A 22,284-nucleotide genomic window follows, 5' to 3' on the forward strand; every position below is an offset into this window, starting at 1 on the left:
ACGAGCAGTGCCGCTTGCGCGGAATGGTAGGACGTACGGCGGTAACCTGTCTGGCGTGCGTCCAGTTGGGAGTTCAGTCGAGGTGTTGACCATGTCACTCGCGACGACCTCGGAGACGACGAACTGGCTACGTTCCAATGGGCTCGAGATCGTACTGCTGATCCTCGGTGCCATCCTGTTCAGCCGGTTCGCCACCTTCATCAGAGATCGGATCACTCGCAAGATCGATGAGGGCTTCCAGGGCGGCGACGCGCTGGTGCGGACCGAGGCGGCCAAGCACCGGCACGCGCTGGCGCAGGTAGTCACCTGGGTGGTGCTGACCATTGTCTATGTGCTGGTCGGCATGGAGGTGCTGCGCAGGCTCGGCTTCGCGATCACCGGGCTGGTCGCCCCTGCGGCGGTGCTCGGCGCCGCTCTCGGTTTCGGCGCGCAGCGCATCGTGCAGGACATCCTGGCCGGGTTCTTCCTGATCACCGAACGCCAATACGGCTTCGGTGACGTAGTTCGCATCGCGGTGACTGGAGCCGCGGAGATGGCAGAGGGTACCGTCGAAGACGTCACGTTGCGGATCACCACACTGCGCAACTCCGACGGTGAAGTGATCACCGTGCCCAACGGCCAGATCGTGAAAGTGACGAATCTGTCGAAGGATTGGGCGCGCGCCGCGATCGACGTTCCGGTGTCCGCGAGCGCGGACATCACCAGGGTCAATGAGATCCTGCACGAGGTCGGTACAAGGGCGTACGAAGACCCTCGTCTCAAACCACTGCTACTCGACGAGCCCTCCGTGATGGGCGTCGAGGATTTGACCGTTGATCAAATGAACATCCGAATGGTTGCCCGCACATTGCCGGGCAAACAGTTCGAAGTCGGACGCGAACTGCGGGTACGAGTAGCCGCTGCGTTGCGCCGGGAGGGAATCAGTGAGACCACGTAGAACCATCACGCTCTTGAAGGAATCGGTGCGACCCACCACACTCCTGAAGGAATCCAGGCCACGGCGATCCACCGCGATCCTGATAGCCACCTGGGTCGCCACCTTCGTGCTGTACCTGGTGGTCAAGCCGGATCAACCGTATACGCCGCAGTCGAGCCTGAACACCGTTCCGGCAGCGGTGAATCCGGCCGTAGCGCCACGCTGAGCTCAGCGGACTCGCCGGGCGTCGGCGCTCGGCAACGCGGTGCGCACGGGGTTGCTGGTTACACTGGCTCCCCGTGATCACCATGCGGAACGTCACCAAGTCGTACAAGACCTCGACGCGACCCGCGCTGGACAACATCACCGTCGATGTGGGCAAGGGCGAGTTCGTCTTCATCATCGGACCGTCCGGCTCGGGCAAGTCCACCTTCATGCGACTGCTGCTCAAAGAGGAGAGCCCCACCGCGGGGCAGATCCAGGTCGCCGACTTCCGGGTCGACCGGCTGCCGGGCCGCAAGGTGCCCAAGCTGCGCCAGCGGATGGGATGCGTGTTCCAGGACTTCCGGCTGCTGCAGCAGAAGTCGGTGCACGACAACGTCGCGTTCGCGCTGGAGGTGATCGGCAAGCGACGCCAGTTCATCGAGCGCACCGTTCCCGAGGTGCTCGACATGGTGGGTCTCGGCGGCAAAGCCGATCGACTACCTTCCGAGCTTTCCGGTGGCGAGCAGCAGCGGGTGGCGATCGCCCGCGCCTTCGTGAACCGGCCGCTGGTCCTGCTGGCCGACGAACCGACCGGCAATCTCGATCCGGACACCAGCGGCGACATCATGATGCTGCTGGAGCGGATCAACCGGATCGGCACCACGGTGCTGATGGCCACCCATGACAACCACATCGTCGACGCCATGCGCAGGCGGGTGATCGAACTCGACCGCGGCCGCCTGGTGCGCGACGAGGCGACCGGCGTGTACGGGGTGGATCGCTGATGCGCGCGAGTTTCCTGTTCAGCGAGGTCTTCGCCGGCCTGCGGCGCAATGTCACGATGACCATCGCGATGATCCTGACCGTGGCGGTCTCGCTCACCATGCTCGGCGGCGGTCTGCTCGCGGTGCGGATCGCGGACAAGACCGAGCAGTACTTCTTGGATCGGCTGGAGGTGCGGCTGTATCTCACCGAGGACATTTCGGCGAACGACCCGGACTGCTCCCGCGATCCGTGTAAGACGCTGATGGCGGATCTGAAATCCACCAAGGACGTCGAATCCGTTCAGTACCTCAGCCGCGACGACGCCGTGCGCGAGGCCAAGGAGAAGACCTTCAAGGACCAGCCCGAGCTGGCCAAATACGTCAGCGAGACGCCGCTGCCCGCGTCGCTGCGGGTGAAGATGCGCAACGCGGAGCTGTATCCGTCGATCTACGAGAAGTTCTATCAGCGACCGGGCGTCGGCATGGTGCGCAACGACAAGGACATCGTGGACCGGCTGGTCAGCCTGTTCGACGGACTTCGCAATGCCGCGTTCGGCCTTGCCGTGCTGCAAGCCTTGGCCGCGTTGCTGCTGATCGCGAACATGGTGCAGATCGCCGCGTTCACCCGGCGCACCGAGGTCGGCATCATGCGGTTGGTGGGTGCGACCCGCTGGTATACCCAGCTGCCGTTCCTGCTGGAGGCGGTGGTCGCCGCGCTGGCCGGTTCGCTCGTCGCGGTGATCGGGCTACTCGTCGCGCGGCCGCTGGTGATCGATCGCGCCCTCGGGGATCTGTTCTCCAGCAAGGTCTTTCCGCGGATCACCGGCGACGATATCGCGATGGTCGCGCTGGTGATCGCGCCGGTGGGCATCGTCTTCGCCGCGCTGACCGCGTACGGGACGTTGCGGTATTACGTGCGCGAGTAGCGGAGGTACGACTCAGTGCGAGCCGGTCCAGGGTGCTGGGCCGGCTCGTGTTGTTTGCAGAGGTCGGCCTCCGTGGACACTTTTCGTGCCGCACAGCGGTTTTCCGGCAGTGCGGTGCCGAAAGTGTCCGCGTAGACCGGGATGGCAGGTCACTGGTCGGCAGGCATCGCATCCCTGATCGAGGCTCGCTGCACGGTCAGCAACGCGCGCTGCCGTTCGAGTTCGGCGATCTTGTCGTCCAGGTCGCTGTATCGGCTTTCGACGATCTGCACCGACTTGTCGCAGGATTGGATCCAGGCGCCGTGGTCCATCTCGCACGGCAGCAGGCCACGGATGTCCTCGGTGGATAGGCCTGCGGCCAGCATCGCTCTGATGCGACCCACCCGTTCGGGCGCATCGTCGGCATAGGACCGGTAGCCGAGCGAGTCCCGCTGCGGAGAGAGCAAGGCCTGCTCCTCGTAGTACCTGAGCAAGCGGGTGCTCACGGCGGTACGGCGCGCCAACTCTCCGATCAACATCGCTTCCTCCGTTTGCCTTCACACTGATGTCAATTCCTAACTTTGCTCCCATGACAGCAATTCCCCTGCAGACCACCGTCACCGGTTCCGGACCCGGCGTGGTCCTCGCGCACGGCGCGGGCGGCACCATCGACACCAACTTCGGCGCACTGATTCCCGCGCTGGCCGCGACGCACACCGTGGTCGCCTCCGACTATCCGGACGGCAATATCCAGCTCACCCTCGACGGACTCGCGGACGCACTGGTCGCGGCTGCGGTCGACGCCGGGGTCGAGCGGTTCACCGTGCTGGGGTATTCGCTCGGCAGCACGGTGGCGGTGCGCGCCGCGGTGCGTCATCCGGAGCGGGTGCGCGGACTGATCCTCGCCGCGGGATTCGCCAAGGCCGACAACCGTGCTCGCCTCGCCGTACAGATCTGGCAGGACCTGCTCGATCGTGGCGACAACGCGACCTTCTCCCGATTCACGCTCTCGCAGGCATTCAGCGCGGCGTTCCTCAATGCGTTGCCCGCCGACCAGGTCGACGAGTTCGTCCGCGCGGGCGTGACAACCATCCCCGGCGGCACCAGGCAACAGGCCAGTCTGGTCGAAACCGTCGACACGACCGGTGATCTGGGCCGGATTGCCGTGCCGACGCTGGTCGTCAATGCCACCGACGACCTGCTGATCGATCCGTCGAATTCGCGATTCCTCGCCGACACCATCCCCGGCGCGGAGTACACCGAGATCGCGGCGGGGCACGTTTTCATGGCTGAGCAACCCGAGCAGTGGGGCAAGATCGTCGAGGACTTCCTCGCCCGCCACCAGCTCTGATCCAGCGTGCCGAGCGGGACATGGCTGCGGCGTTCACCCAGTGTGGCCGCCGTCATGTCCCTGGCCGAGCGGGCGAGCCGGATGCTGTACCGATCGGCGCGCTCGATCGAGTGCCGCCGTCGTGCCGGTCGGCCGATAGTCAGCGAAGGATGCCCGTCGGCCCGAGTGGTCAGCGGCGGATGTTCGGGTTCGGACCGGCCCGGTCAGCCGAGGTGTTTGGCCTGCGGCCAGAGTTCCGACCAGGGCGCGCGCGGGTTTCGGCAGACGAAGAGGGGTTCGCCCTGCTCGTCGTTGTCGATATCCAGACCGTTGTCGATCTGGCCTGCCGGTTGGATGTCGGTGCAGAAGCGTGTCAGATAGTCGCGCTCGAGGCCGACGGTGAGCACCTCGGTGGCGGCGTCGCTCGGCGGGCCCCACCACCAGTAAGAGTTGTGGCCGGAGTGGGGTTTCGGCAGGTCGTAGGGTGCGCCGTAGCGTTCGATGGCACCGGCTTCGCCGTAGTTGGCGGTGAGGATCGCGACGTCGGGTCCGAGGCGGGCGCGCGCCTCGCCGACCTGCCTGGTGAACTCCGGCCAGCCGATCGTTTCGCCCGCGTCGTAGTTGACCGCGAGGATCGGAGTGTTCTTCAGCATCGAGACCGGCAGCACCGGCAGGAACAGTACCGCCGAGCCGATCGTGTTCACCGCTACCACGAAACCGACTGCCGCCCATCGTGTTCGGCGGCGACCCAGCCATGCCGCCACCGGCACCGCGCCTGCCGCGAGCAGGATCGGATACATCCCGCCCAGGTAGTACGCCTTTCCGCCGATCGCCAAGAACAGCACGAAAAGCAGGCCGTAGGCGACCACGAACGCCCGATACCGGACGTCCCGCGCCAGCCGCCACAATCCGAACGCCCACAGCGGCACCAATAACGGGCCCATCAGCCCGAATTGCAAGAGCACGAACATGATCGGCGTATCCGACGTGCCCGAGGACCCACCGGCGATTGCCCGGCCCATCTCCCACTGCGGCCAGCCATTACCTGCCTGCCACACCAGATACGGCAGCCAGATCAGCACGGCGATCCCGACGGCTATCGGAAACCACTTGGTGACGAACAGTTTTCGTGGGCCGAACAGCAGCAGCGACACCAAGAGCGCGAGCACCGGGAAGATCAACAGCAGCTTATTCTGCAGCCCGACGCCGACCACGAGGCCGATCACCAGCCACCACCGCGGCCCGCTGAGCCACCCGGCGACTCGACGGGCCTGCTCACCATTCGCACTCTCGGGAGGTCCGCCGATCTCCCGGATCAGCCGCAACACCATCAGCGTCACCACCGACCACGCAGCCAGGTCGAACACCGCCGTGCTCAGCATGTGCCCGACCCCCATGACGAACGCCGCGCTCGCCACCGCCGCGGCGGCCAACGCCTGCGCCGCCCGCCCGCCGCCGAGCTCGCGCGCCATCAGCCCGGCGCACACCACCACCAGGGTCGCCGCGAACACCGCGGGCAGCCGCAGCATCAATAACGAATCAGGATCGATCGCCGCCATGACCTTGGCGACCAGCGGCGTGAGTGGCGGCTGGTCGGGGTAACCCCAGGACAGGTGGCGACCCGCCGCAAGGAAGTACAGCTCGTCGCGGTGATACCCGTAGCGCGGGGCACATGCGATCAAAACAACGGCAAACAGCGCCGCGCCTATGGGCACCCGTTCAGCCTGGCACAGATAAGCGGCGTATGCTGCACCTCGACGCGGTTCTTACTCTGGAGTAAGATAGTCTTACTCAGGAGTAAGATAGCCGGGACAAGACCTCACCCCACCCACCCGAGAAAACAGGTGATGATGAGCACTCGAGACAGCGCAACGAAGCGAAGTCCAGACACGTCCGCAGTCGGCCTCAGCCACCCCAAGCGGGACTGGATGGGCGCGGCCATGCGGGTGATGACGACCATTACCGGGTCGGAGCTCGCCGAGAAGTACAACCTGCGCAAGCCGATCGAGCGAGTCACCTACGAGGGCACCAAGACCGGTTTCCGCACGCTCGGCGCCGCCACCCGCGCCTTCGCCAAGGTCACCGGCAACGGTCAGCCGAAGCGGCTCGCCCCGAACGAGTCCAAGAACAAGGACTTCTTCGACCTCACCCCCAGCGACGAGCAGCAGATGATCGTCGAGACGGTGCGGGACTTCGCCGCCGAGATCCTGCGCCCGGCCGCCTACGACGCCGATGCCGCCGCGAAGGCTCCGCGCGACCTGCTCGAGCGCGCCGCCGAGCTGGGCATCACCCTGATCAACGTCCCCGAGGAGCTCGAGGGCGCTGCCTCGGAGCGTGGCGCGGTGACCAATTCCCTGGTAGCCGAGGCGCTTTCGCACGGCGACATGGGTCTGGCGCTGCCGATCCTCGCGCCGAGCGGTGTCGCGGTCGCGCTGTCCCAGTGGGGCACCGACGCGCAGCAGAAGACCTATCTGCCCGCCTTCACCGGCGAGAACGTGCCGCAGGCCTCCGTGGTGATCAGCGAGCCGCGCGCCCTGTTCGACCCGTTCGCGTTGCAGACCAGGGCCGTTCGCTCGCCGAGCGGCTACCGGATCTCCGGCGTGAAGAGCCTGGTGCCCGCCGCCGCGGATGCCGAGCTGTTCTTGATCGCCGCCGAACTCGACGGTCGCCCTTCGCTTTTCATCGTGCCGTCGGATACCCCCGGCCTGGTGGTCGAGGCCGATCCGAGCATGGGTCTGCGGGCCGCCGGTCTCGGCAGGCTGCTGCTGGACAATGTCGCGGTCGGCACCGACGCCATCCTCGGTGACGGCGACGCCAAGCAGCGGGCCGAGGACTACGCCGACGCCGTGCGGCTGGCCCGCCTCGGCTGGGCTTCGCTCGCGGTCGGCACCGGCCAGGCCGTGCTGGACTACGTGATTCCTTACGTGAACGAGCGGGTGGCGTTCGGCGAGCCGATCTCGCACCGGCAGGCGGTCGCCTTCATGGTCGCCAACATCGCGATCGAGCTCGACGGCCTGCGGCTGGTGACCCTGCGTGGCGCGTCGCGCGCCGAACAGGGTCTGTCCTTCGCGCGCGAGGCGTCGCTGGCCCGAAAGCTGGCCACGGACAAGGGAATGCAGATCGGCTTGGACGGCGTGCAGCTGCTCGGCGGCCACGGCTTCACCAAGGAACACCCGGTCGAGCGCTGGTACCGCGACCTGCGGGGCATCGGCGTCGCCGAAGGTGTCGTGCTCATCTAACCGGCTCGTTCCTTACCTTCCAGGAGACTTCCCATGATCAACCTCGAACTCCCCAAGAAGCTGCGGGCCAGCGCGAACCAGGCCCACCAGGTCGCGACCGAGATCTTCCGGCCGATCTCGCGCAAGTACGACCTCGCCGAGCACGAGTACCCGGTCGAGCTGGACACCATGGCCGCCATGGTGGAAGGCCTCGCCGACTCCGGCACCCAGAAGATCGGCGGCGCCGCCGGTGGCCGCGAGGACGACAGCGAGTCGGACAACCACGCCACCGAGCTGCTCGGAAACTCCAACGGCGGCAACATGTCCGCGCTGTTGAACGCCTTGGAGACCTCCTGGGGTGACGTCGGCCTGATGCTCTCGATCCCCTACCAGGGGCTCGGCAACGCGGCCATCGCCGCCGTCGCCACCGACGAGCAGCTGAAGCGTTTCGGCAAGGTGTGGGCCTCGATGGCCATCACCGAGCCGTCGTTCGGTTCCGACTCCGCGGCCGTCAGCACCACCGCCGTGCTCGACGGCGACGAGTGGGTGCTCAACGGCGAGAAGATCTTCGTGACCGCGGGCCAGCGGTCCACCCACATCGTGGTGTGGGCGACCGTCGACAAGAGCCTGGGCCGCGCGGCGATCAAGTCGTTCGTCGTGCCGCGCGACGCTCCGGGTCTCTCGGTGGCCCGGCTCGAGCACAAGCTCGGCATCAAGGCCTCCGACACCGCCGTACTGCTGTTGCAGGACTGCCGGATTCCGAAGGACAACATCCTCGGTAGCCCGGAAGTCAACGTGGAGAAGGGTTTTGCCGGGGTCATGCAGACCTTCGACAACACCCGTCCGCTGGTCGCCGCGATGGCGGTCGGTGTCGCTCGCGCCGCGCTCGAAGAGCTGCGTGCCATCCTGACCGACGCCGGTGTCGAGATCTCCTACGACACCCCGCCGAACAACCAGCACGCCGCGGCGGCCGAATTCCTGCGCATGGAAGCCGATTACGAGTCCGCCTACCTACTGTCGCTGCGCGCCGCGTGGATGGCCGACAACAAGAAGCCGAACTCGCTCGAGGCCTCCATGTCCAAGGCCAAGGCCGGCCGCACCGGCACCGACGTCTCCCTCAAGGCCGTCGAACTCGCCGGCGCCATCGGCTACTCGCAGCGCACCCTGCTGGAGAAGTGGGGCCGCGACTCGAAGATCCTCGACATCTTCGAAGGGACACAACAGATCCAGCAGCTCATCGTGGCCCGCCGGGTGCTGGGCAAGACCAGCGCCGAGCTGAAGTAATAAGTCGTACAAGGGAAACCGGTGCGGGTCCGTTCGGCGGACGCGCACCGGTTTTCTGTTGCATCAGCAGCTGCGTCGTTCCAGGCCCGGGCCGTCAGTGGGCCGTCATCTGCCGAAGCCCCTGCTGACGCGTCGAGCTGGCTGGTTGCTGGCATGCGAGCGGGGTGGGTTGGTAGCATGGGGGCATCACGCGAGTGATGCCGAGCGGTAAGACCGCCGCGGTAACGGCGGCCCTACCTGGTGGGTTGGTTACCTAGCCTGCCAAACTCGGCGGACCAGGATGAGCGCCCCGGCGATTACGACAGCGCCTGTTACTACGATGCCGTAATCGACCGGGGCCTTGCTCTTCCTCCGGCGATGTTTCGCCATTCCCCACCACCTCCTCCCTGGGCGCGATGTCTGGACCGTGTCCATCGCCCCGCGGAAGGAAGTGCGCACCACAATACCCGCGCCTACCAACAACTTTCGGCCGCGCTCGAAACCATGTGCGAACGCGTTCATTTCACTTTGGCCCGCGTGATGACCACAAAAGACGGTGGTTGCAGTCGGGAACTTCGAGACTCGTATGCGTCTGGAACCCCCTGACCGGGGACCGACACGGCGGGGGCGGATAGTGGACCGGATCGGGGAACGCTGGCAACGTAACGGGCTACGTTTCTTGATCGACAAATTCAGCGGACGAATTTCTTTCGAGCTGTACCAGAGACCCTCGAGGAGCAACTGGATATGGAACGACTGAGCGTGACGCGTCGCCTTGCTACTGTCTTTGCCGCAACCGCGGTGGTAGCGAGTGTTTTTGCAGGTAATGCCGCGGCCGAGCCGGCGACCGTGGACTGGGCAAGTGCCGCACAGCAGCTGCGGGCGGCCGCTGCGGGTAACCCGGCGGCCGAGCAGGCGGTGGATCGCCTGGTGGCGTCGGGGCAGGTGAACAAGGCCGGAGAGGTGGCGCTGCCTGCGCAGCCGTTCCAGATTCCGGCGCAGTCGGACATCGGTCGCGGTGACGGGCCGGGTGTCTATGGTTCCGGCATCGCGCTCGGGATCGACGGATTCCGCTTCGGATTCTTCGGCGGACCGGGCACGATCGCGCCGAATCAGGCGGGTGCCAAGCTGGAAGTGCTGTGGATCAACCTGTCCAACGGGCGCAGCGGGACTGAGGTGCTCAACGAGCACCAGGACATCCCCGTGGACACCACCATCAGGACGCGGCAGCTCGACACCGGCGGCGGCATGATCGTGGCCGCGGTGTACGGCAGCCTGTGGCACCGCTGGTCGGTTCCGGTGAGCGACGCGAACCCAGACGGGTTCCAGTACCAGCGCGGCACCATCTCGGTGCCGTCGTTCGGCGCCGTCTACAACTGATCGACCCGACGTTTCGGCCCCCACGGCACGCTCCATGGGGGCCGAAAACATTCTCGCAGCACCCACGATCGACCTCTTGTCCGGAATTACGTAATTCCGTAGCTTCTGTGACGTGAGTCTGGAAGAGCGGGTTGCGGAACTCGAACGGCGGCTCGACGACATGGTGGCCGACGAGGACGGGAGCGAGGCGGGCGACCTCTGGGCGGTGACCCGCCTGCACGACCAGTTCGTCGCGGGTGACGAGCCGAACGGCGGTGTCCTGTTCGCCGGTTCGGCCCGGCTACCGACCGGCGAGCACTACGGCTGGCAGGCGACGTTCACCACCGGCGACCTCATCGAGGACGATTGGGCCGAGACCGCGGAATGCCTTGCCGCGCTGGGTAACCCGGTGCGCCTACGACTATTGCGCGAGATCATGGGTGGCCGAAGGACCGCGGCCGAACTCGTCGGACTGGAGGGCGTCGGCACCTCCGGGCAGGTCTATCACCATCTGCGCCAGCTGGCCGCCGTCGGCTGGTTGCACACCGCGGGCCGCGGACGTTTCGAGGTGCCCGCGGCCCGAGTGGTGCCACTACTCATCGCATTGGCCAGCGCACGACGCTGACCGCCGAGCCGGGCTCAGCAGCGATCGCCGCAGACGCACGGACCACCGGACTGACACCCGCACTGACAAGCCGGACCACACGTGCAATCCGGTGCAACAGCCGATCGAACAAGCTCGAGATTCATCATCGACGCAGCTCCATTCTTCCTTCGACTACCCCCTACCCGTATCGAACGCGCTCTGCGTGGCGCTGTCAAATAGCTCGCGGTCCGGACCCGAGACGGCGTGGTGATGTGATCCCCGACACCCCGCTGCTACGGTAGTGACCTGATACGCCGTTTCTATATCGCTAGGTCGAGTACCGACGCGAGTTTGCTGGTGGAGGTGTTCGACCATGAAGTTGGCGCACGCGCTGGAGACTGTCAAAGCGCTTGGGGTGCTCCGGTCCCGTGGGGTTTCCGACCCGCGCAAGCCGCTGGAGACCGTCAGGACGATCAAGGAATCCAAGATCTTCGGCCCCCAGGCCACCTTGATCCGGCATGCGGCGCGCATCACGCCGGACTCCCCCGGCCTGGCCGACGAGCGCGGTGAGCTGACCTACGGCGAGCTCGACAAGCAGTCGACCGCGATCGCGCGCGGGTTGCAGGCCGCCGGGATCACCGAGGGCACCGTCATCGGCGTGCTGGCCCGCGACCACCGCGGCCTCATCCTGTCGATGGTCGCCGCGGGCAAGCTCGGCGTGCGGGTGGCCCTGATGAACACCGGATTCGCCAAGCCGCAGTTCGCCGAGGTGTGCCAGCGCGAGAACGTCAAGGCAATGCTGCACGACAGCGAGTTCCTCGACCTGCTCGACGCGCTGCCCGCCGACCTGCCTCGCTTCCTCACCTGGGTCGACGAGGGCACCGACCTGCCCGAGGGCGCACAGACGCTCGACGATCTGGCGGCCGCCAATTCCACCGAGGAACTGCCCAAGCCTGCCAAGCCCGGCGGCTTCATCATCCTTACCAGCGGCACCACCGGCCTGCCGAAGGGCGCGACGCGCAGCAAGGTCTCGCCGCTGGCGACGGCGCAGTTCCTCGACCGAATCCCGTTCCCCTTCCAGGGCGCCCAGGTGATCGTGTCGCCGATCTTCCACAGCACCGGCTTCGGCACCGGGCTGGTCGGCATGGCCATGGGCAACAAGGTGGTGGTGCGCAGGCGGTTCGACGCGGAGGCCACGCTGCAGCTGATCGCCGATCACAAGGCGGAGTTGCTGGTCGCGGTGCCGACCATGCTGCACCGGATGACGGAACTGGACCCGGCGATCCGCGCCAAGTACGACATCTCGTCGCTGAAAGCCATCGTGCTCGCGGGCTCGGCGCTCTCGCCCGAGCTGACCATGAAGGCCACCAAGGTGTTCGGGCCGGTCCTGTACAACGTGTACGGCTCCACCGAGTGCTCGGTCGCCACGGTGGCCAACCCGGAGGAGCTCGCGCTGTCCCCCGGCACCGTGGGACGCCCGCCGATCACCTGCGAAGTGCGGCTCTACGACGACAACGACAAGCACGTGACCGCGACCAACACGACCGCGCGCATCTTCATCCGCAGCGGCACGCCGTTCGAGGGCTACACCGACGGCCGCAACAAGCAGATCATCGACGGCTTCATGTCCAGTGGTGATGTCGGCCACATCGACGAGCACGGCCTGCTCATGGTGGACGGCCGCGACGACGACATGATCGTCTCCGGCGGCGAGAACGTCTTCCCGCAGGAGGTGGAGAACCTGCTGCTGGAGCGGCCGGACATCTTCGACGCCGCGGTGGTCGGCGTGGACGACGCCGAATTCGGTAAGCGCCTAAGGGCTTTCGTCGTTCCCGAGCCGGGCCAGACGCCCGACGGCGAGGAGATCAAGGCCTACGTCAAGAACAATCTGGCCCGCTACAAGGTGCCGCGCGAGGTGATTTTCCTCGACGATCTGCCGCGCAACCCGACCGGCAAGCTGCTGCGCCGGGTGCTGGTGGAGTACGAGGTCAACGCCTGATCCGACGCGGGCGACACCGTTTGGTTACCCGGCGGTAGGTGCTGTTGAGATACGTGACACATCGGGTTACAGATGGTTGCTATTGTTAGCGGCAGCACTGGATCCCGAAGTTGCGGTCCGAACCACCCACCGGCTCAGCCCTGGGTGGGGCCGCCGGAAGGTTGTTGTCGAATGGTTGTCTCCTTCCCCGCGTTGAGTGGTACCGCCCGCAAGGCCGGCGTTCTCGCCTTGGGCGTCAACGTCATGGTCAAACGGCGGTTGTTCAATCCGCTCCGGCTCGATCACGCCGCGCGCTCGGCGTTCAACGTGGTCAAGTTCGGCCCGTTCGCGGGCGTCGCCATGCACGCCGCCCAGACCAGGCCCGAGGCGGGTGCCATCGTCGACGAGGCAGGCGAGCTGACCTTCGGCCAGCTGAACGAGCAGTCGAACGCGCTGGCTCGCGGCCTCGCCGCGCAGGGCATCGAACCCGGTGACGTGGTCGCGGTGCTGGCTCGCGACCATCGCGGCATGGTGCTGAGCCTGCTCGCGACCGGCAAGCTCGGCGTGCGCACGGTGCTGATGAACACCGGCTTCGCCAAGCCGCAGTTCGCCGACGTGGCCGCACGCGAGCAGGTGAAGGCGGTGCTGCACGACAGCGAGTTCATCGACCTGATGAGCGCCATTCCCGCTGAGATCCCGCGGGTGCTCACCTGGGTCGACGCGAAGGACAATGTCGACCCGTCGGCCGCGACCATCGAGTCGCTGTCGGCGGGCCGGTCCACCGATCCGCTGCCCGCACCCGCGAAGCCGGGCGGGATGGTCATTTTGACCAGCGGCACCACCGGCACCCCCAAGGGCGCGCCGCGCGACAAGGTGAGCCCGTTCGCCTCAGCTCAGTTCGTCGACCGGGTGCCGCTGCCGCACAACGGCACCATGATCATGGCCGCGCCGATCTTCCACGGCACCGGGCTGTCCCAGTTCACCATCGGCGTCGCCCTCGGTAACCGGGTCGTCTTCCAGCAGCGCCGGTTCGACCCGGAGCAGACGCTGGCCAACATCGTGAAGTACCAGGCCGATTCGCTGGTGGTGGTGCCGACCATGTTGCAGCGCATCCTCGACCTCGACCACGAGGTGCTGGCCAAATACGACCCGAGCACCATCAAGGTGATCTTCGCGGCGGGCTCGGCCATCGCGCCCGACGTCGTCACCCGCACCTTGGACTACTTCGGCGACACCCTCTACAACCTCTACGGCTCCACCGAATGCGCGGTCATGACCGTCGCCACCCCCGAGGACCTGCGCAAGGCGCCGACCACCGCGGGCAAGGCACCGGTCGGGATCCGGATCGTGCTGCTCGACGAGAACCGCAAGCCGATCACCCAGCCGAACGTCACCGGCACCATTTTCGTGGACAACGGTTTCGCGTTCACCGGATACACCGACGGCCGCACCAAAGAGGTGGTAGACGGCATGATGTCCAGCGGCGACGTCGGGCACTTCGACGCCGACGGGCTGCTGTTCATCGACGGCCGCGACGACGACATGATCGTCTCCGGTGGCGAGAACGTCTTCCCGCTCGAGGTGGAGAACCTGATCGCCGGGCGCGAGGACATCTTCGAGGCCGCCGTGGTCGGGGTGGACGACCGCGAATTCGGCAAGCGTCTGCGGGCGTTCGTCGTGCCCGGCCCGGACTCCAAGCGCGATCCGCAGGAGATCAAGGACTTCGTCAAGGCGAACCTGGCCCGCTACAAGGTGCCGCGCGAAGTGATCTTCCTGGACGAACTGCCCCGCAATGCCACCGGCAAGCTGCTGCGCAAGCCGCTGGTCGAGATGGACATCGAAGCTAGCTGAACCCCGGTGGTCCCGCACTCCCGGCCCGCACACCGTTAACTGAGCTCCCCACACGAATTCACAATCGAATTCGTGTGGGGACGACAGTGCGGGTGCAGCAGTGATCGCACGTAATCGGCATTTTCGGTTTCCCGCTGTTTTTCGGGCGTTTGTCGGCGGGGAAGATGCGCGCAATTGGTCGGCTACTATCAGCGCGTGAGTATCGAGTTCGGCCGGTCGACCGCGGGGCACCGCGGCGCCGTCGCGTGGGTGCGCGGTGGTTCGGCCGGGGCGATCTCGGGGACCATTTCCGTTGCGGCCCATGGCTGGGCGTCCGGGGGCATGTCGCCGGACAGCACGACGCTCGTCCTGCTGGCCGCGGCCGCCGCGGTGATCGGCGCGCTGGTGGCCGCGCTCGCACCGCTGCGTGACACCTCCGTCGGTCTGATCACCGCACTCGTGGCCGGGCAGTTGCTCGGCCACTTCACCATGGGGTTCAACTCCGGCCATCTGCACCACGGCGATGCCCAGCTGACGCCGACGATGCTCACCGCCCATGTGCTCGCGGCCATTGCCGCTGCACTCGTGATCCGCGGCGCGGAAACCGCCTATCGAAGCGGCACCGCCGTGCTTTTCCGAGTGCTGCGGTCGCCGCGCTCCGCGCCCGTGCTCGCGGACCCCGCGCCGCTGCGCACCACGCACCGCGACCGCGTCATCCTGCGCGTCCTCGCCGCCGCGTCGCTGCGGACCCGCGGTCCGCCACTTACGGTCAGCTGACCTCGACTCAGCACTTTTCACACGAAGACATCGCTTCGTCAGCATTCGTGTAGTCCCGTCGACACCGCTGCGGCACCGGTTCTTCCACCGTGCCGTCATCGCGAAGCACTGCCGCGCAACGAATATCGGCCCAGTGCTCGATATGCATCGCTCGCGCCGCCGACGCATGCCGTCTTCGACCATCGCAGAAGTCCCGACCGGACATCGCCGAACTTCGCCCGCACACCGGGTTTCCCGAGCTGCAGAAACGAAAAGACCGTGAGCACAACAGAAACCATTACTCCCGACGCCGAATTACCGCCGCCTCCCGAATCCGCGCCCGCGCGTAAGCCGGCGGCGCGAAACGGGCTGTACGCATTGGCCATGCGCCTGCATTTCTACGCGGGCATATTCGTCGCCCCGTTCATTCTCATCGCCGCCGTCACCGGCGCCCTCTACGCGATCTCCCCCACCCTCGAGTCGATCGTGTCGCGCGACCTGCTGACGGTCGAGGCGAGCGGTACACCGAAACCGCTGTCCGAACAGATCAGCGCCGCCGTCGCCACCCAGCCGCAGCTCGCGCTGGCCGCGGTCGCACCCGCGCCGGGCGCCGAGGACACCACCCGGGTGCTGTTCGACGACCCGTCGCTCGGCGAATCCGAGCGCCGCGCGGTGTTCGTCAACCCGTACACGGCCCAGCCGGTCGGTGACTCCGTCGTCTACGGCAGCTCCGGCGCACTGCCCTTGCGCACCTGGATCGACCGGTTGCACCGGGATCTGCACCTGGGCGAGCCGGGCCGCCTCTACAGCGAACTGGCCGCGTCCTGGCTGTGGGTGATCGCCTTGGCCGGCCTGATCGTGTGGATCCGCCGGGTGCGCACTCGGCGGAACCGGAACTCCGCAGGCTGGCTGTTCGCACCGGATCGTTCACAGAACGGCCGCGGCCGGACCGTGAATTGGCATGGCTCCGTGGGCATGTGGGTGCTGCCGATCATCCTGCTGTTGTCCGCGACCGGCATGACCTGGTCGACCTACGCCGGCGCCAACATCACCGAACTGCGTCAGCAACTGAGCTGGACCACCCCCGCGGTCACCACGACATTGCCGGGAAGCGTTGCGCCCAGCCATGATTCGGGCAGCGATCATCACGGTGGCCACCAGATGGCACCGATGCCGAGCAACCCGAGCGACCGGATCGCCGAGGTCGACCGGGTCGAGGCGACCGCACGCGCCAACGGCGTGAACCAGGCCGTCGAGATCACCATTCCCGCGCAGCCGGGTCAGGCGTTCGCGGTGAAGGAACGGCGGATGCCCGGCACGTACACGGTCGACGCGGTCGCGGTCGACGGCGCCACCGGTGCGGTCACCGATCGGCTCGCGTACGCCGACTGGCCGCTGATGGCCAAGCTCACCAACTGGGGCATCCAATTCCACATGGGATTGCTGTTCGGGTTGCTCAACCAGCTGCTGCTGCTCGCCGTCATGGTCGGGCTGATCACCGTGCTGGTGCGCGGCTACCTCATGTGGTGGCGCAGGCGCCCGACCCGTAGGACAGGACGGCCCGCGCTGGGCCGGGCTCCGCGACGGGGTGCGTTGCGCCGGACCTCACCATGGATCGCGGTACCGGTGGTGGCCGTGGCCCTGGTGGTCGGCTGGTTCGCCCCGCTGGTCGGGCTGAGCTTGCTCGCCTTCCTCGTGGTCGACGTGCTGGTGGGAGTCGCGGCAAGGGTGCGCGCCGCGTAACCCCGCAAGGGTTCCTCTCCGGATGAGGCGGTCCGGCTGGTCCAGTGGCCGGGCCGTCTCGACCGGAGAGGAACCCCGTGCACCCCGAGTGTGCTTGCGCTGTCGCGGAACTCGGGGTGCGGGTTCGGCGAGCGGAGTGTCGAGTGTCGGCGCATGGCATCTACCTCCATTTCATTGTTTCGATCGGTCAGCCGACGGTGACTAGCTGGAGAGCCTGGCGATGAACGCCCGCATATTGGCCAGCATCCGCTCGACCTTCTGCTCGGGGTTCAGGTTCTCCCGGTACCGGTTGCCCAGCGCCGGGGTCTTCTTGCCGCGCGTGTACAGCGAGCAGGCGAGATCGGTGCACATATAGGTGCCGATCGTGTTGCCCTTGCGTCCGGACGGGCCCGCTTTGGCCGCCGTCAGCAGGGAAACGCCGCTGCCGGTGTGCGTGGTCAGGCAGATCGAGCACATCTGGGCTCGACCCGTCCCGCCGGTTTCGTAGCGCAGCGCGACGCCGACCAGTTCGTCGTCGTCCTGCGGGATGACCAGATAGCACCGGCCCGGCAGCGACGGGTCGCTCCAGCCGAGGAAATCGAGGTCGTCCCACGGGCGCTCGTCGAGCTCCCGCGGCATCGGCAGCTTCTTGGCCTCGGTTTTGGAACAGTTGATGAACGACGACCTGATGTCGCGCTCGGTCACTGGTTTCATGGCGTTGTACTCCATTCCTTCTGATCGGTAACAAACCGCAGTGAGGTTACGGGGCGCGGCGGGCACCGAACAAACGCATTTCACTCGGACGTACCGGCTGGTCAGCTATGTGTGCAGAGGATCACCGGACTGGTCGGTTCGCACTGGGTGCGGCAGTGGGCCGCCGCGGTCTGTTTGTCACCGATCGCGCCGGGTATGCGCGGGATGTCCTGAGTCGCCACGACACAAGCGACCGAGAGAGTGCCCGCCCCGGCGAGGCTGCGGGGTCGGGCGACGAAAGGGGTACATGTGAGTACGTTGGCCGCCACAGTGGACGTCGAAGTCCCGGTACGCACCGCGTACAACCAGTGGACGCAATTCGAGACGTTCCCGCAATTCATGGAGGGCGTCGAAGAAGTGCGCCAACTCGATGACAAGCACACGCACTGGCGGATCCATGTCGGTCCGGCCACGCGTGAATTCGACGCCACCATTACCGAACAGCATCCCGATGAACGGGTCGCCTGGAAATCCGACAGCGGCCCCGAGCATGCGGGTGTCATCACGTTCCATCGCCTCAGCGATACCACCACCCGGGTGACTGCCCAGATGGAGGTCGATCCGGAGGGCTTCGTGGAACACGCCGCCGACAAGCTCGGCGTGCTGAAGCACCGCGTCAACGGAGATATGCAGCGCTTCAAGGAGTTCATCGAAAAACAAGGTCACGAGACCGGCGCCTGGCGCGGCGATATCCCGCGTCCGGACGCCTGACCGAAAGGCAGCCAGTCATGGCAACATTCCAGCCGAACACGGCAACCACCGAATGGACGCCCACCAGAATCGCCGCACTCGCCGTCGGCGCCGTCTTCTTGATAGTCGGTGTCCTCGGCTTCATTCCGGGCGTCACCACCGACTACGACACGATGACCTTCGCCGGGCACCACTCCGACGCCAAACTGCTTGGTGTATTCGAGGTTTCGGTGCTGCACAACATCGTGCACCTGCTGTTCGGCGTAGCCGGCCTGCTCGCCGCACGTACCTTCCAGGGCGCCCGCTGGTTCCTGCTCGGCGGCGGCGCCATCTATCTGGTGCTGTGGCTGTACGGCCTGATCATCGATAAGGGCAGCGCCGCCAACTTCGTCCCGGTCAACGACGCCGATAATTGGCTGCACCTCGGCCTCGGCCTCGGCATGGTCGCCCTCGGCGCCCTGCTGCCACGACTCGGCGCGCCGGGTCACCCGGGTCAGGGCAACCAGGCCTTCCGATAATCCCTGCGATACAACCGAATACGCTCTGCGCGAGCCCCGCCCGGGTAGTCCGGGCGGGGTTTCGCGGAGGTCAGGGCATTTCCGACGGCTCGTCCGGTAACTCCGCGGCGGGTGCCTTCTCCGGCACCGCGATCGGGCGCAAGACGACCCAGGCGATGAAGAGCAGGGACACCACGCCCATGCCGATCCCCGCCCAGAGATTCACATTGATGCCACCGGTTTTGGCGTCATCGGCGGCGGTATGGCTGACCAGTCCGGTGATGATCAGAATGACGCCGTAGCTGCCGAGTAGGGCGCCGACGATGGTGCGGATGTCGAAAAGCATGGCGGCTCCTTATCCGACAATGATGTTGAGAGCGATGACGAGCACCAGGGCGATGCCCGCGAGCAGCACCGGGCGCTGATACCAGGGCAGCGAGGCCTGCTCCGGATCGGTGCGCACTTCCTTCGGCGTCTCCGAGTAGACCAGGCCGACGAGCTCGGCGGCGGGCTTGGGCTGGGTCACCTGGGTGACCAGCACGCTGACCACGATGTCGACCGTGAACGCCACACCGGCGGCCACGAAACTCGACCCCTGGCCGGACAGGTGGAACACCTCCATCTGGTGCAGGATGAAAATCACCACGGCGGAACCGGTTCCGCAGACCAGACCCATCCAGCCCGCGGTCGGCGTCATCCGCTTCCAGAACATGCCGAGGATGAACGTCGCGAACAGCGGTGCGTTGAAGAAGCTGAACAGCGTCTGCAGGTAGTCCATCATGTTGCTGAAGCTCGACGCGATGAACGCGGTGAAGATCGCCGTCACGGTCGCGCCGACGGTGGCCCACCGGCCGATCGACAGGTAGTACCCGTCCGGGCGGTCCTTGCGCACGTACTGTTGCCACAGGTCGTAGCTGAACACGGTGTTGAACGCCGAGATATTGGCCGCCATACCGGCCATGAACGCCGCGAGCAGACCCGCGATGCCCACCCCGAGCAGGCCGTTAGGCAGCACGTCCTTCATCAGATACAGCAACGCCTGGTTGTAGGTGGTGTCACCGCTGAAGTCCGGATTCGCCGTCTTCGCCGCCTTGTACTCGCTCATCTGCGGCACCAGCACCGCGCTGATCATGCCGGGAATCACCACGATCAGCGGGATGAACATCTTCGGGTACGCGCCGATGATCGGGGTGCGCCGGGCCGCCGAGATGGAGTGTGTCGCCAACGCGCGCTGGACTTCGACGAAGTTGGTGGTCCAGTACCCGAAAGAGAGCACGAACCCGAGCCCGAACACGATGCCGAGCACCGAGAGCATGTTGTTGCCGAATCCGCTGAGCTCGTTGCCAGGCCACGAATCCAGTTGCGTCGCGCCGCCCGGCGACGCGGACACCTTCTCGCGCAAGCCGTCCCAGCCGCCGACCTTGTGCAGGCCGACCAGCGTGAGCGGCAGCAGCGCGGCCACGATCACGAAGAACTGCAGTACCTCGTTGTAGATTGCGGCCGACAGCCCGCCGAGGGTGATGTAGGACAGCACGATCACCGCCGCGATGACCACCGACAGCCACAGCGGCCAGCCGAGCAGCACATTCAGGATGGTGCCGAGCAGATACAGGTTGACGCCCGCGATCAGCACCTGGGCGATCGCGAAGCTGAGCGCGTTCACCAGGTGCGCGCCGGTGCCGAAGCGCCTGCGCATGAACTCCGGCACGCTGCGCACCTTGGAGCCGTAGTAGAACGGCATCATCACCACGCCGAGGAACAGCATGGCGGGGATCGCGCCGATCCAGAAGTAGTGGAAGGTGGGGAAACCGAATTGGGCGCCGTTGGCCGACATGCCCATGATCTCGACGGCACCGAGGTTCGCGGAGATGAACGCGAGACCGGTCACCCAGGCGGGCAGCGAACGCCCGGACAGGAAGAAGTCGATGCTGGACGAGACCCGCTGTCTGGCGAGTAAGCCGATGCCGAGGACGAACACGAAATATAAGGCGACCAGCGCGAAGTCGACCGGAGCCGCGTCCAGTCGCAACTCCGAAGCGTCTAAATAGGTCGATGCCATCGACTGCGGCTCGGCGGCGAGCAGCGCGGACGGCAGAACGGGTGAATCGACAAGCGGCACAGCGTCCCTCCTGGCGGTAAAACCGGGCGTCGAGCGAGATCCTTCGTGGTACGAGATCGTGCGTCTACGGGTACTGCGTGGCGCGCGCGACTCCCTCGTCGCCGGCCGAATGGTGTCGGCCGACACCTACTCTGCGTGATTGTGCCTCACTCGGGGGCCACAATCGTGGACAAAACCTGGGCGGTCGCTCAGTCGGCGCGGTGTGCGCCGGCCGCCGGGCCGACGACGAAGGTGCGGGGCTCGGCAAAGCCCGCGCGGGCGAACCGATTCCGCACGGCCGCCACCACGGCCTCGGTGCGTTCGCGATCGACCAGCGCGAGAACACTGCCGCCGAATCCGCCACCGACCATCCGCGCGCCGTGCGCCCCCGCCGCGAGCGCCGCGGCGACGGCGGCGTCCAGCTCGGGCGTCGACACCTCGAAATCGTCGCGCAGTGAGGCGTGTCCCTCGGTGAGAACCGGCCCGATGGCACGCGGATCGGCACCACTCCGCAATTTTTCGGCAACTGTCAACACCCGGGCGTTTTCGGTCACCACGTGTCGCGCCCGGCGGCGCAACACCACATCGGTGATCCGGGCGAGCGCGGCCACCGATTCGACGTCGCGCAGTGCGGGCACCCCGAGTTCCGCGGCGGCAGCTTCACATTGGAGGCGTCGCTCGCCGTAGCCACCGTCGACCAGTTCGTGCGGCTGGCCGGTGTCGATCACCAACAGCTCCAGTCCGAATCGTGTCAGATCGAACGGAATCTGTTCGTGCGCAACAGTATTCGTGTCCACATCGGCGGCCTCGGCGGCGAAGCGCCGCACGTCGAGGAACAGCGCGTGCCCCGCCGTGCAGAGGATCGAGGCCGACTGGTCCAGCAAACCGGTCGGCGCGCCGACATAACCGTTCTCCGCGGCACGGGCGAGGTCGATCAGCTCGCGATCGGTGACGGCGGGCGCGAACAGATCCCGCAGCGCGATGGCCACCGCACACGACAGTGCCGCGGACGACGACAGTCCGGCGCCGATCGGCACGGCGCCGTCCAACTCGAGCTCGACTCCGCTGATCCGGTGACCGCGCCGCACGAATTCGGCGACGACGCCGAGCGGGTACCGCGACCAGCCGGGCACCCCGTCCCGGCGTTTCGCGAGCTCGGCCACCGCGACCAGCACCGTCTCGTCCGGCCGCTGCCGGGAGACGACCCGCACCTGCCCGTCCGCGCGCGCCTGAGCCGCGCAACGCACCACCAGCGGCAGTGCGATGGGCAGCACGAAGCCGTCGTTGTAATCGGTGTGCTCACCGATGATGTTGACCCGCCCCGGTGCCACCCACGTCTGCACTTGCCCCTCGCTGTCTGTCGAGTCCGGTTGCCCTGGCCCACGTTACGAGACACGCCGCACGAGCACTGCTTT

Annotated in this window: 21 protein-coding genes; 15 read left to right on the forward strand and 6 right to left on the reverse strand. The window is 66.5% G+C overall.

From position 1 onward, the window contains the following. Positions 1-91 precede the first annotated feature (91 nt). From IBX18_RS25635 to ftsX, 4 genes are all read left to right on the forward strand, one after another. The gene (locus tag IBX18_RS25635) at positions 92-937 is read left to right on the forward strand and encodes a mechanosensitive ion channel family protein (RefSeq protein WP_194836097.1); all 846 of its coding nucleotides are present in this window, start codon (positions 92-94) and stop codon (positions 935-937) included. A 25-nt stretch (positions 938-962) separates the two neighbouring features. Then, a complete protein-coding gene (locus IBX18_RS25640; protein ID WP_159080682.1) occupies positions 963-1,142 on the forward strand; it encodes a hypothetical protein in 180 nt (59 codons plus the stop codon). Positions 1,143-1,215: 73 nt separating this feature from the next. Beyond that, entirely contained in the window at positions 1,216-1,905 is a 690-nt protein-coding gene (gene ftsE, locus IBX18_RS25645; RefSeq protein WP_107658862.1) for a cell division ATP-binding protein FtsE, read from the forward strand. Continuing rightward, entirely contained in the window at positions 1,905-2,810 is a 906-nt protein-coding gene (ftsX, locus tag IBX18_RS25650; RefSeq protein WP_107658863.1) for a permease-like cell division protein FtsX, read from the forward strand. Before ftsE ends, ftsX begins: the two co-directional genes overlap by 1 nt. 149 nt (positions 2,811-2,959) lie before the next feature. Here the strand turns inward: ftsX and IBX18_RS25655 are convergent, their stop codons facing one another. Continuing rightward, a complete protein-coding gene (locus tag IBX18_RS25655; RefSeq protein WP_194836098.1) occupies positions 2,960-3,328 on the reverse strand; it encodes a MerR family transcriptional regulator in 369 nt (122 codons plus the stop codon). A gap of 50 nt (positions 3,329-3,378) precedes the next feature. Between IBX18_RS25655 and IBX18_RS25660 the strand changes: the two genes are divergently transcribed. Further along, on the forward strand, positions 3,379-4,140 hold the full coding sequence (locus IBX18_RS25660; RefSeq protein WP_194836099.1) for an alpha/beta fold hydrolase: 762 nt from the start codon (positions 3,379-3,381) through the stop codon (positions 4,138-4,140). 203 nt (positions 4,141-4,343) lie between these two features. On the opposite strand, the gene IBX18_RS25665 is transcribed toward IBX18_RS25660, so the two are convergent. After that, positions 4,344-5,834, reverse strand: a complete 1,491-nt coding sequence (locus tag IBX18_RS25665; protein WP_194836100.1) for a glycosyltransferase family 39 protein — start codon at positions 5,832-5,834, stop codon at positions 4,344-4,346. A 129-nt stretch (positions 5,835-5,963) separates the two neighbouring features. Between IBX18_RS25665 and IBX18_RS25670 the strand changes: the two genes are divergently transcribed. The 8 genes from IBX18_RS25670 to IBX18_RS25705 all read left to right on the forward strand — a co-directional run bounded on the left by IBX18_RS25670 (position 5,964) and on the right by IBX18_RS25705 (position 16,852). After that, positions 5,964-7,358 (forward strand): acyl-CoA dehydrogenase family protein, encoded by a 1,395-nt coding sequence (locus IBX18_RS25670; protein ID WP_373889227.1) that lies wholly within the window; start codon positions 5,964-5,966, stop codon positions 7,356-7,358. A 33-nt stretch (positions 7,359-7,391) separates the two neighbouring features. Next, positions 7,392-8,621, forward strand: coding sequence for an acyl-CoA dehydrogenase family protein (locus tag IBX18_RS25675; RefSeq protein ID WP_194836102.1), 1,230 nt, complete (start codon positions 7,392-7,394; stop codon positions 8,619-8,621). Between the two features lie 726 nt (positions 8,622-9,347). Then, the gene (locus IBX18_RS25680; RefSeq protein WP_194836103.1) at positions 9,348-9,980 is read left to right on the forward strand and encodes a hypothetical protein; all 633 of its coding nucleotides are present in this window, start codon (positions 9,348-9,350) and stop codon (positions 9,978-9,980) included. Between the two features lie 112 nt (positions 9,981-10,092). Then, positions 10,093-10,584 (forward strand): helix-turn-helix transcriptional regulator, encoded by a 492-nt coding sequence (locus IBX18_RS25685; RefSeq protein ID WP_194836104.1) that lies wholly within the window; start codon positions 10,093-10,095, stop codon positions 10,582-10,584. 334 nt (positions 10,585-10,918) lie between these two features. Next, complete coding sequence (locus IBX18_RS25690; RefSeq protein WP_194836105.1) at positions 10,919-12,544, forward strand: acyl-CoA synthetase; 1,626 nt, start codon at positions 10,919-10,921, stop codon at positions 12,542-12,544. A 171-nt stretch (positions 12,545-12,715) separates the two neighbouring features. After that, complete coding sequence (locus IBX18_RS25695; RefSeq protein ID WP_194836106.1) at positions 12,716-14,374, forward strand: acyl-CoA synthetase; 1,659 nt, start codon at positions 12,716-12,718, stop codon at positions 14,372-14,374. A 195-nt stretch (positions 14,375-14,569) separates the two neighbouring features. Then, a complete protein-coding gene (locus IBX18_RS25700; protein WP_194836107.1) occupies positions 14,570-15,130 on the forward strand; it encodes a hypothetical protein in 561 nt (186 codons plus the stop codon). A 258-nt stretch (positions 15,131-15,388) separates the two neighbouring features. Beyond that, positions 15,389-16,852, forward strand: a complete 1,464-nt coding sequence (locus IBX18_RS25705; RefSeq protein WP_194836108.1) for a PepSY domain-containing protein — start codon at positions 15,389-15,391, stop codon at positions 16,850-16,852. Positions 16,853-17,053: 201 nt separating this feature from the next. On the opposite strand, the gene IBX18_RS25710 is transcribed toward IBX18_RS25705, so the two are convergent. Further along, a complete protein-coding gene (locus IBX18_RS25710) occupies positions 17,054-17,545 on the reverse strand; it encodes an FBP domain-containing protein (protein WP_194836109.1) in 492 nt (163 codons plus the stop codon). A 288-nt stretch (positions 17,546-17,833) separates the two neighbouring features. On the opposite strand from IBX18_RS25710, the gene IBX18_RS25715 reads away from it, so the two are divergent. After that, the gene (locus IBX18_RS25715) at positions 17,834-18,295 is read left to right on the forward strand and encodes an SRPBCC family protein (RefSeq protein WP_107658875.1); all 462 of its coding nucleotides are present in this window, start codon (positions 17,834-17,836) and stop codon (positions 18,293-18,295) included. Between the two features lie 17 nt (positions 18,296-18,312). Beyond that, entirely contained in the window at positions 18,313-18,792 is a 480-nt protein-coding gene (locus tag IBX18_RS25720) for a DUF4383 domain-containing protein (RefSeq protein ID WP_194836110.1), read from the forward strand. Positions 18,793-18,862: 70 nt separating this feature from the next. On the opposite strand, the gene IBX18_RS25725 is transcribed toward IBX18_RS25720, so the two are convergent. From IBX18_RS25725 to galK, 3 genes are all read right to left on the reverse strand, one after another. After that, positions 18,863-19,117, reverse strand: coding sequence for a hypothetical protein (locus IBX18_RS25725; RefSeq protein ID WP_194836111.1), 255 nt, complete (start codon positions 19,115-19,117; stop codon positions 18,863-18,865). 9 nt (positions 19,118-19,126) lie between these two features. Next, positions 19,127-20,830, reverse strand: coding sequence for a sodium:solute symporter family protein (locus tag IBX18_RS25730; protein WP_147132641.1), 1,704 nt, complete (start codon positions 20,828-20,830; stop codon positions 19,127-19,129). A gap of 248 nt (positions 20,831-21,078) precedes the next feature. Then, positions 21,079-22,212, reverse strand: coding sequence for a galactokinase (galK, locus tag IBX18_RS25735; protein WP_194836112.1), 1,134 nt, complete (start codon positions 22,210-22,212; stop codon positions 21,079-21,081). Positions 22,213-22,284 lie beyond the last annotated feature (72 nt).

This window comes from Nocardia sp. XZ_19_369 (genome assembly GCF_015355715.1).
GTDB lineage: Bacteria > Actinomycetota > Actinomycetes > Mycobacteriales > Mycobacteriaceae > Nocardia.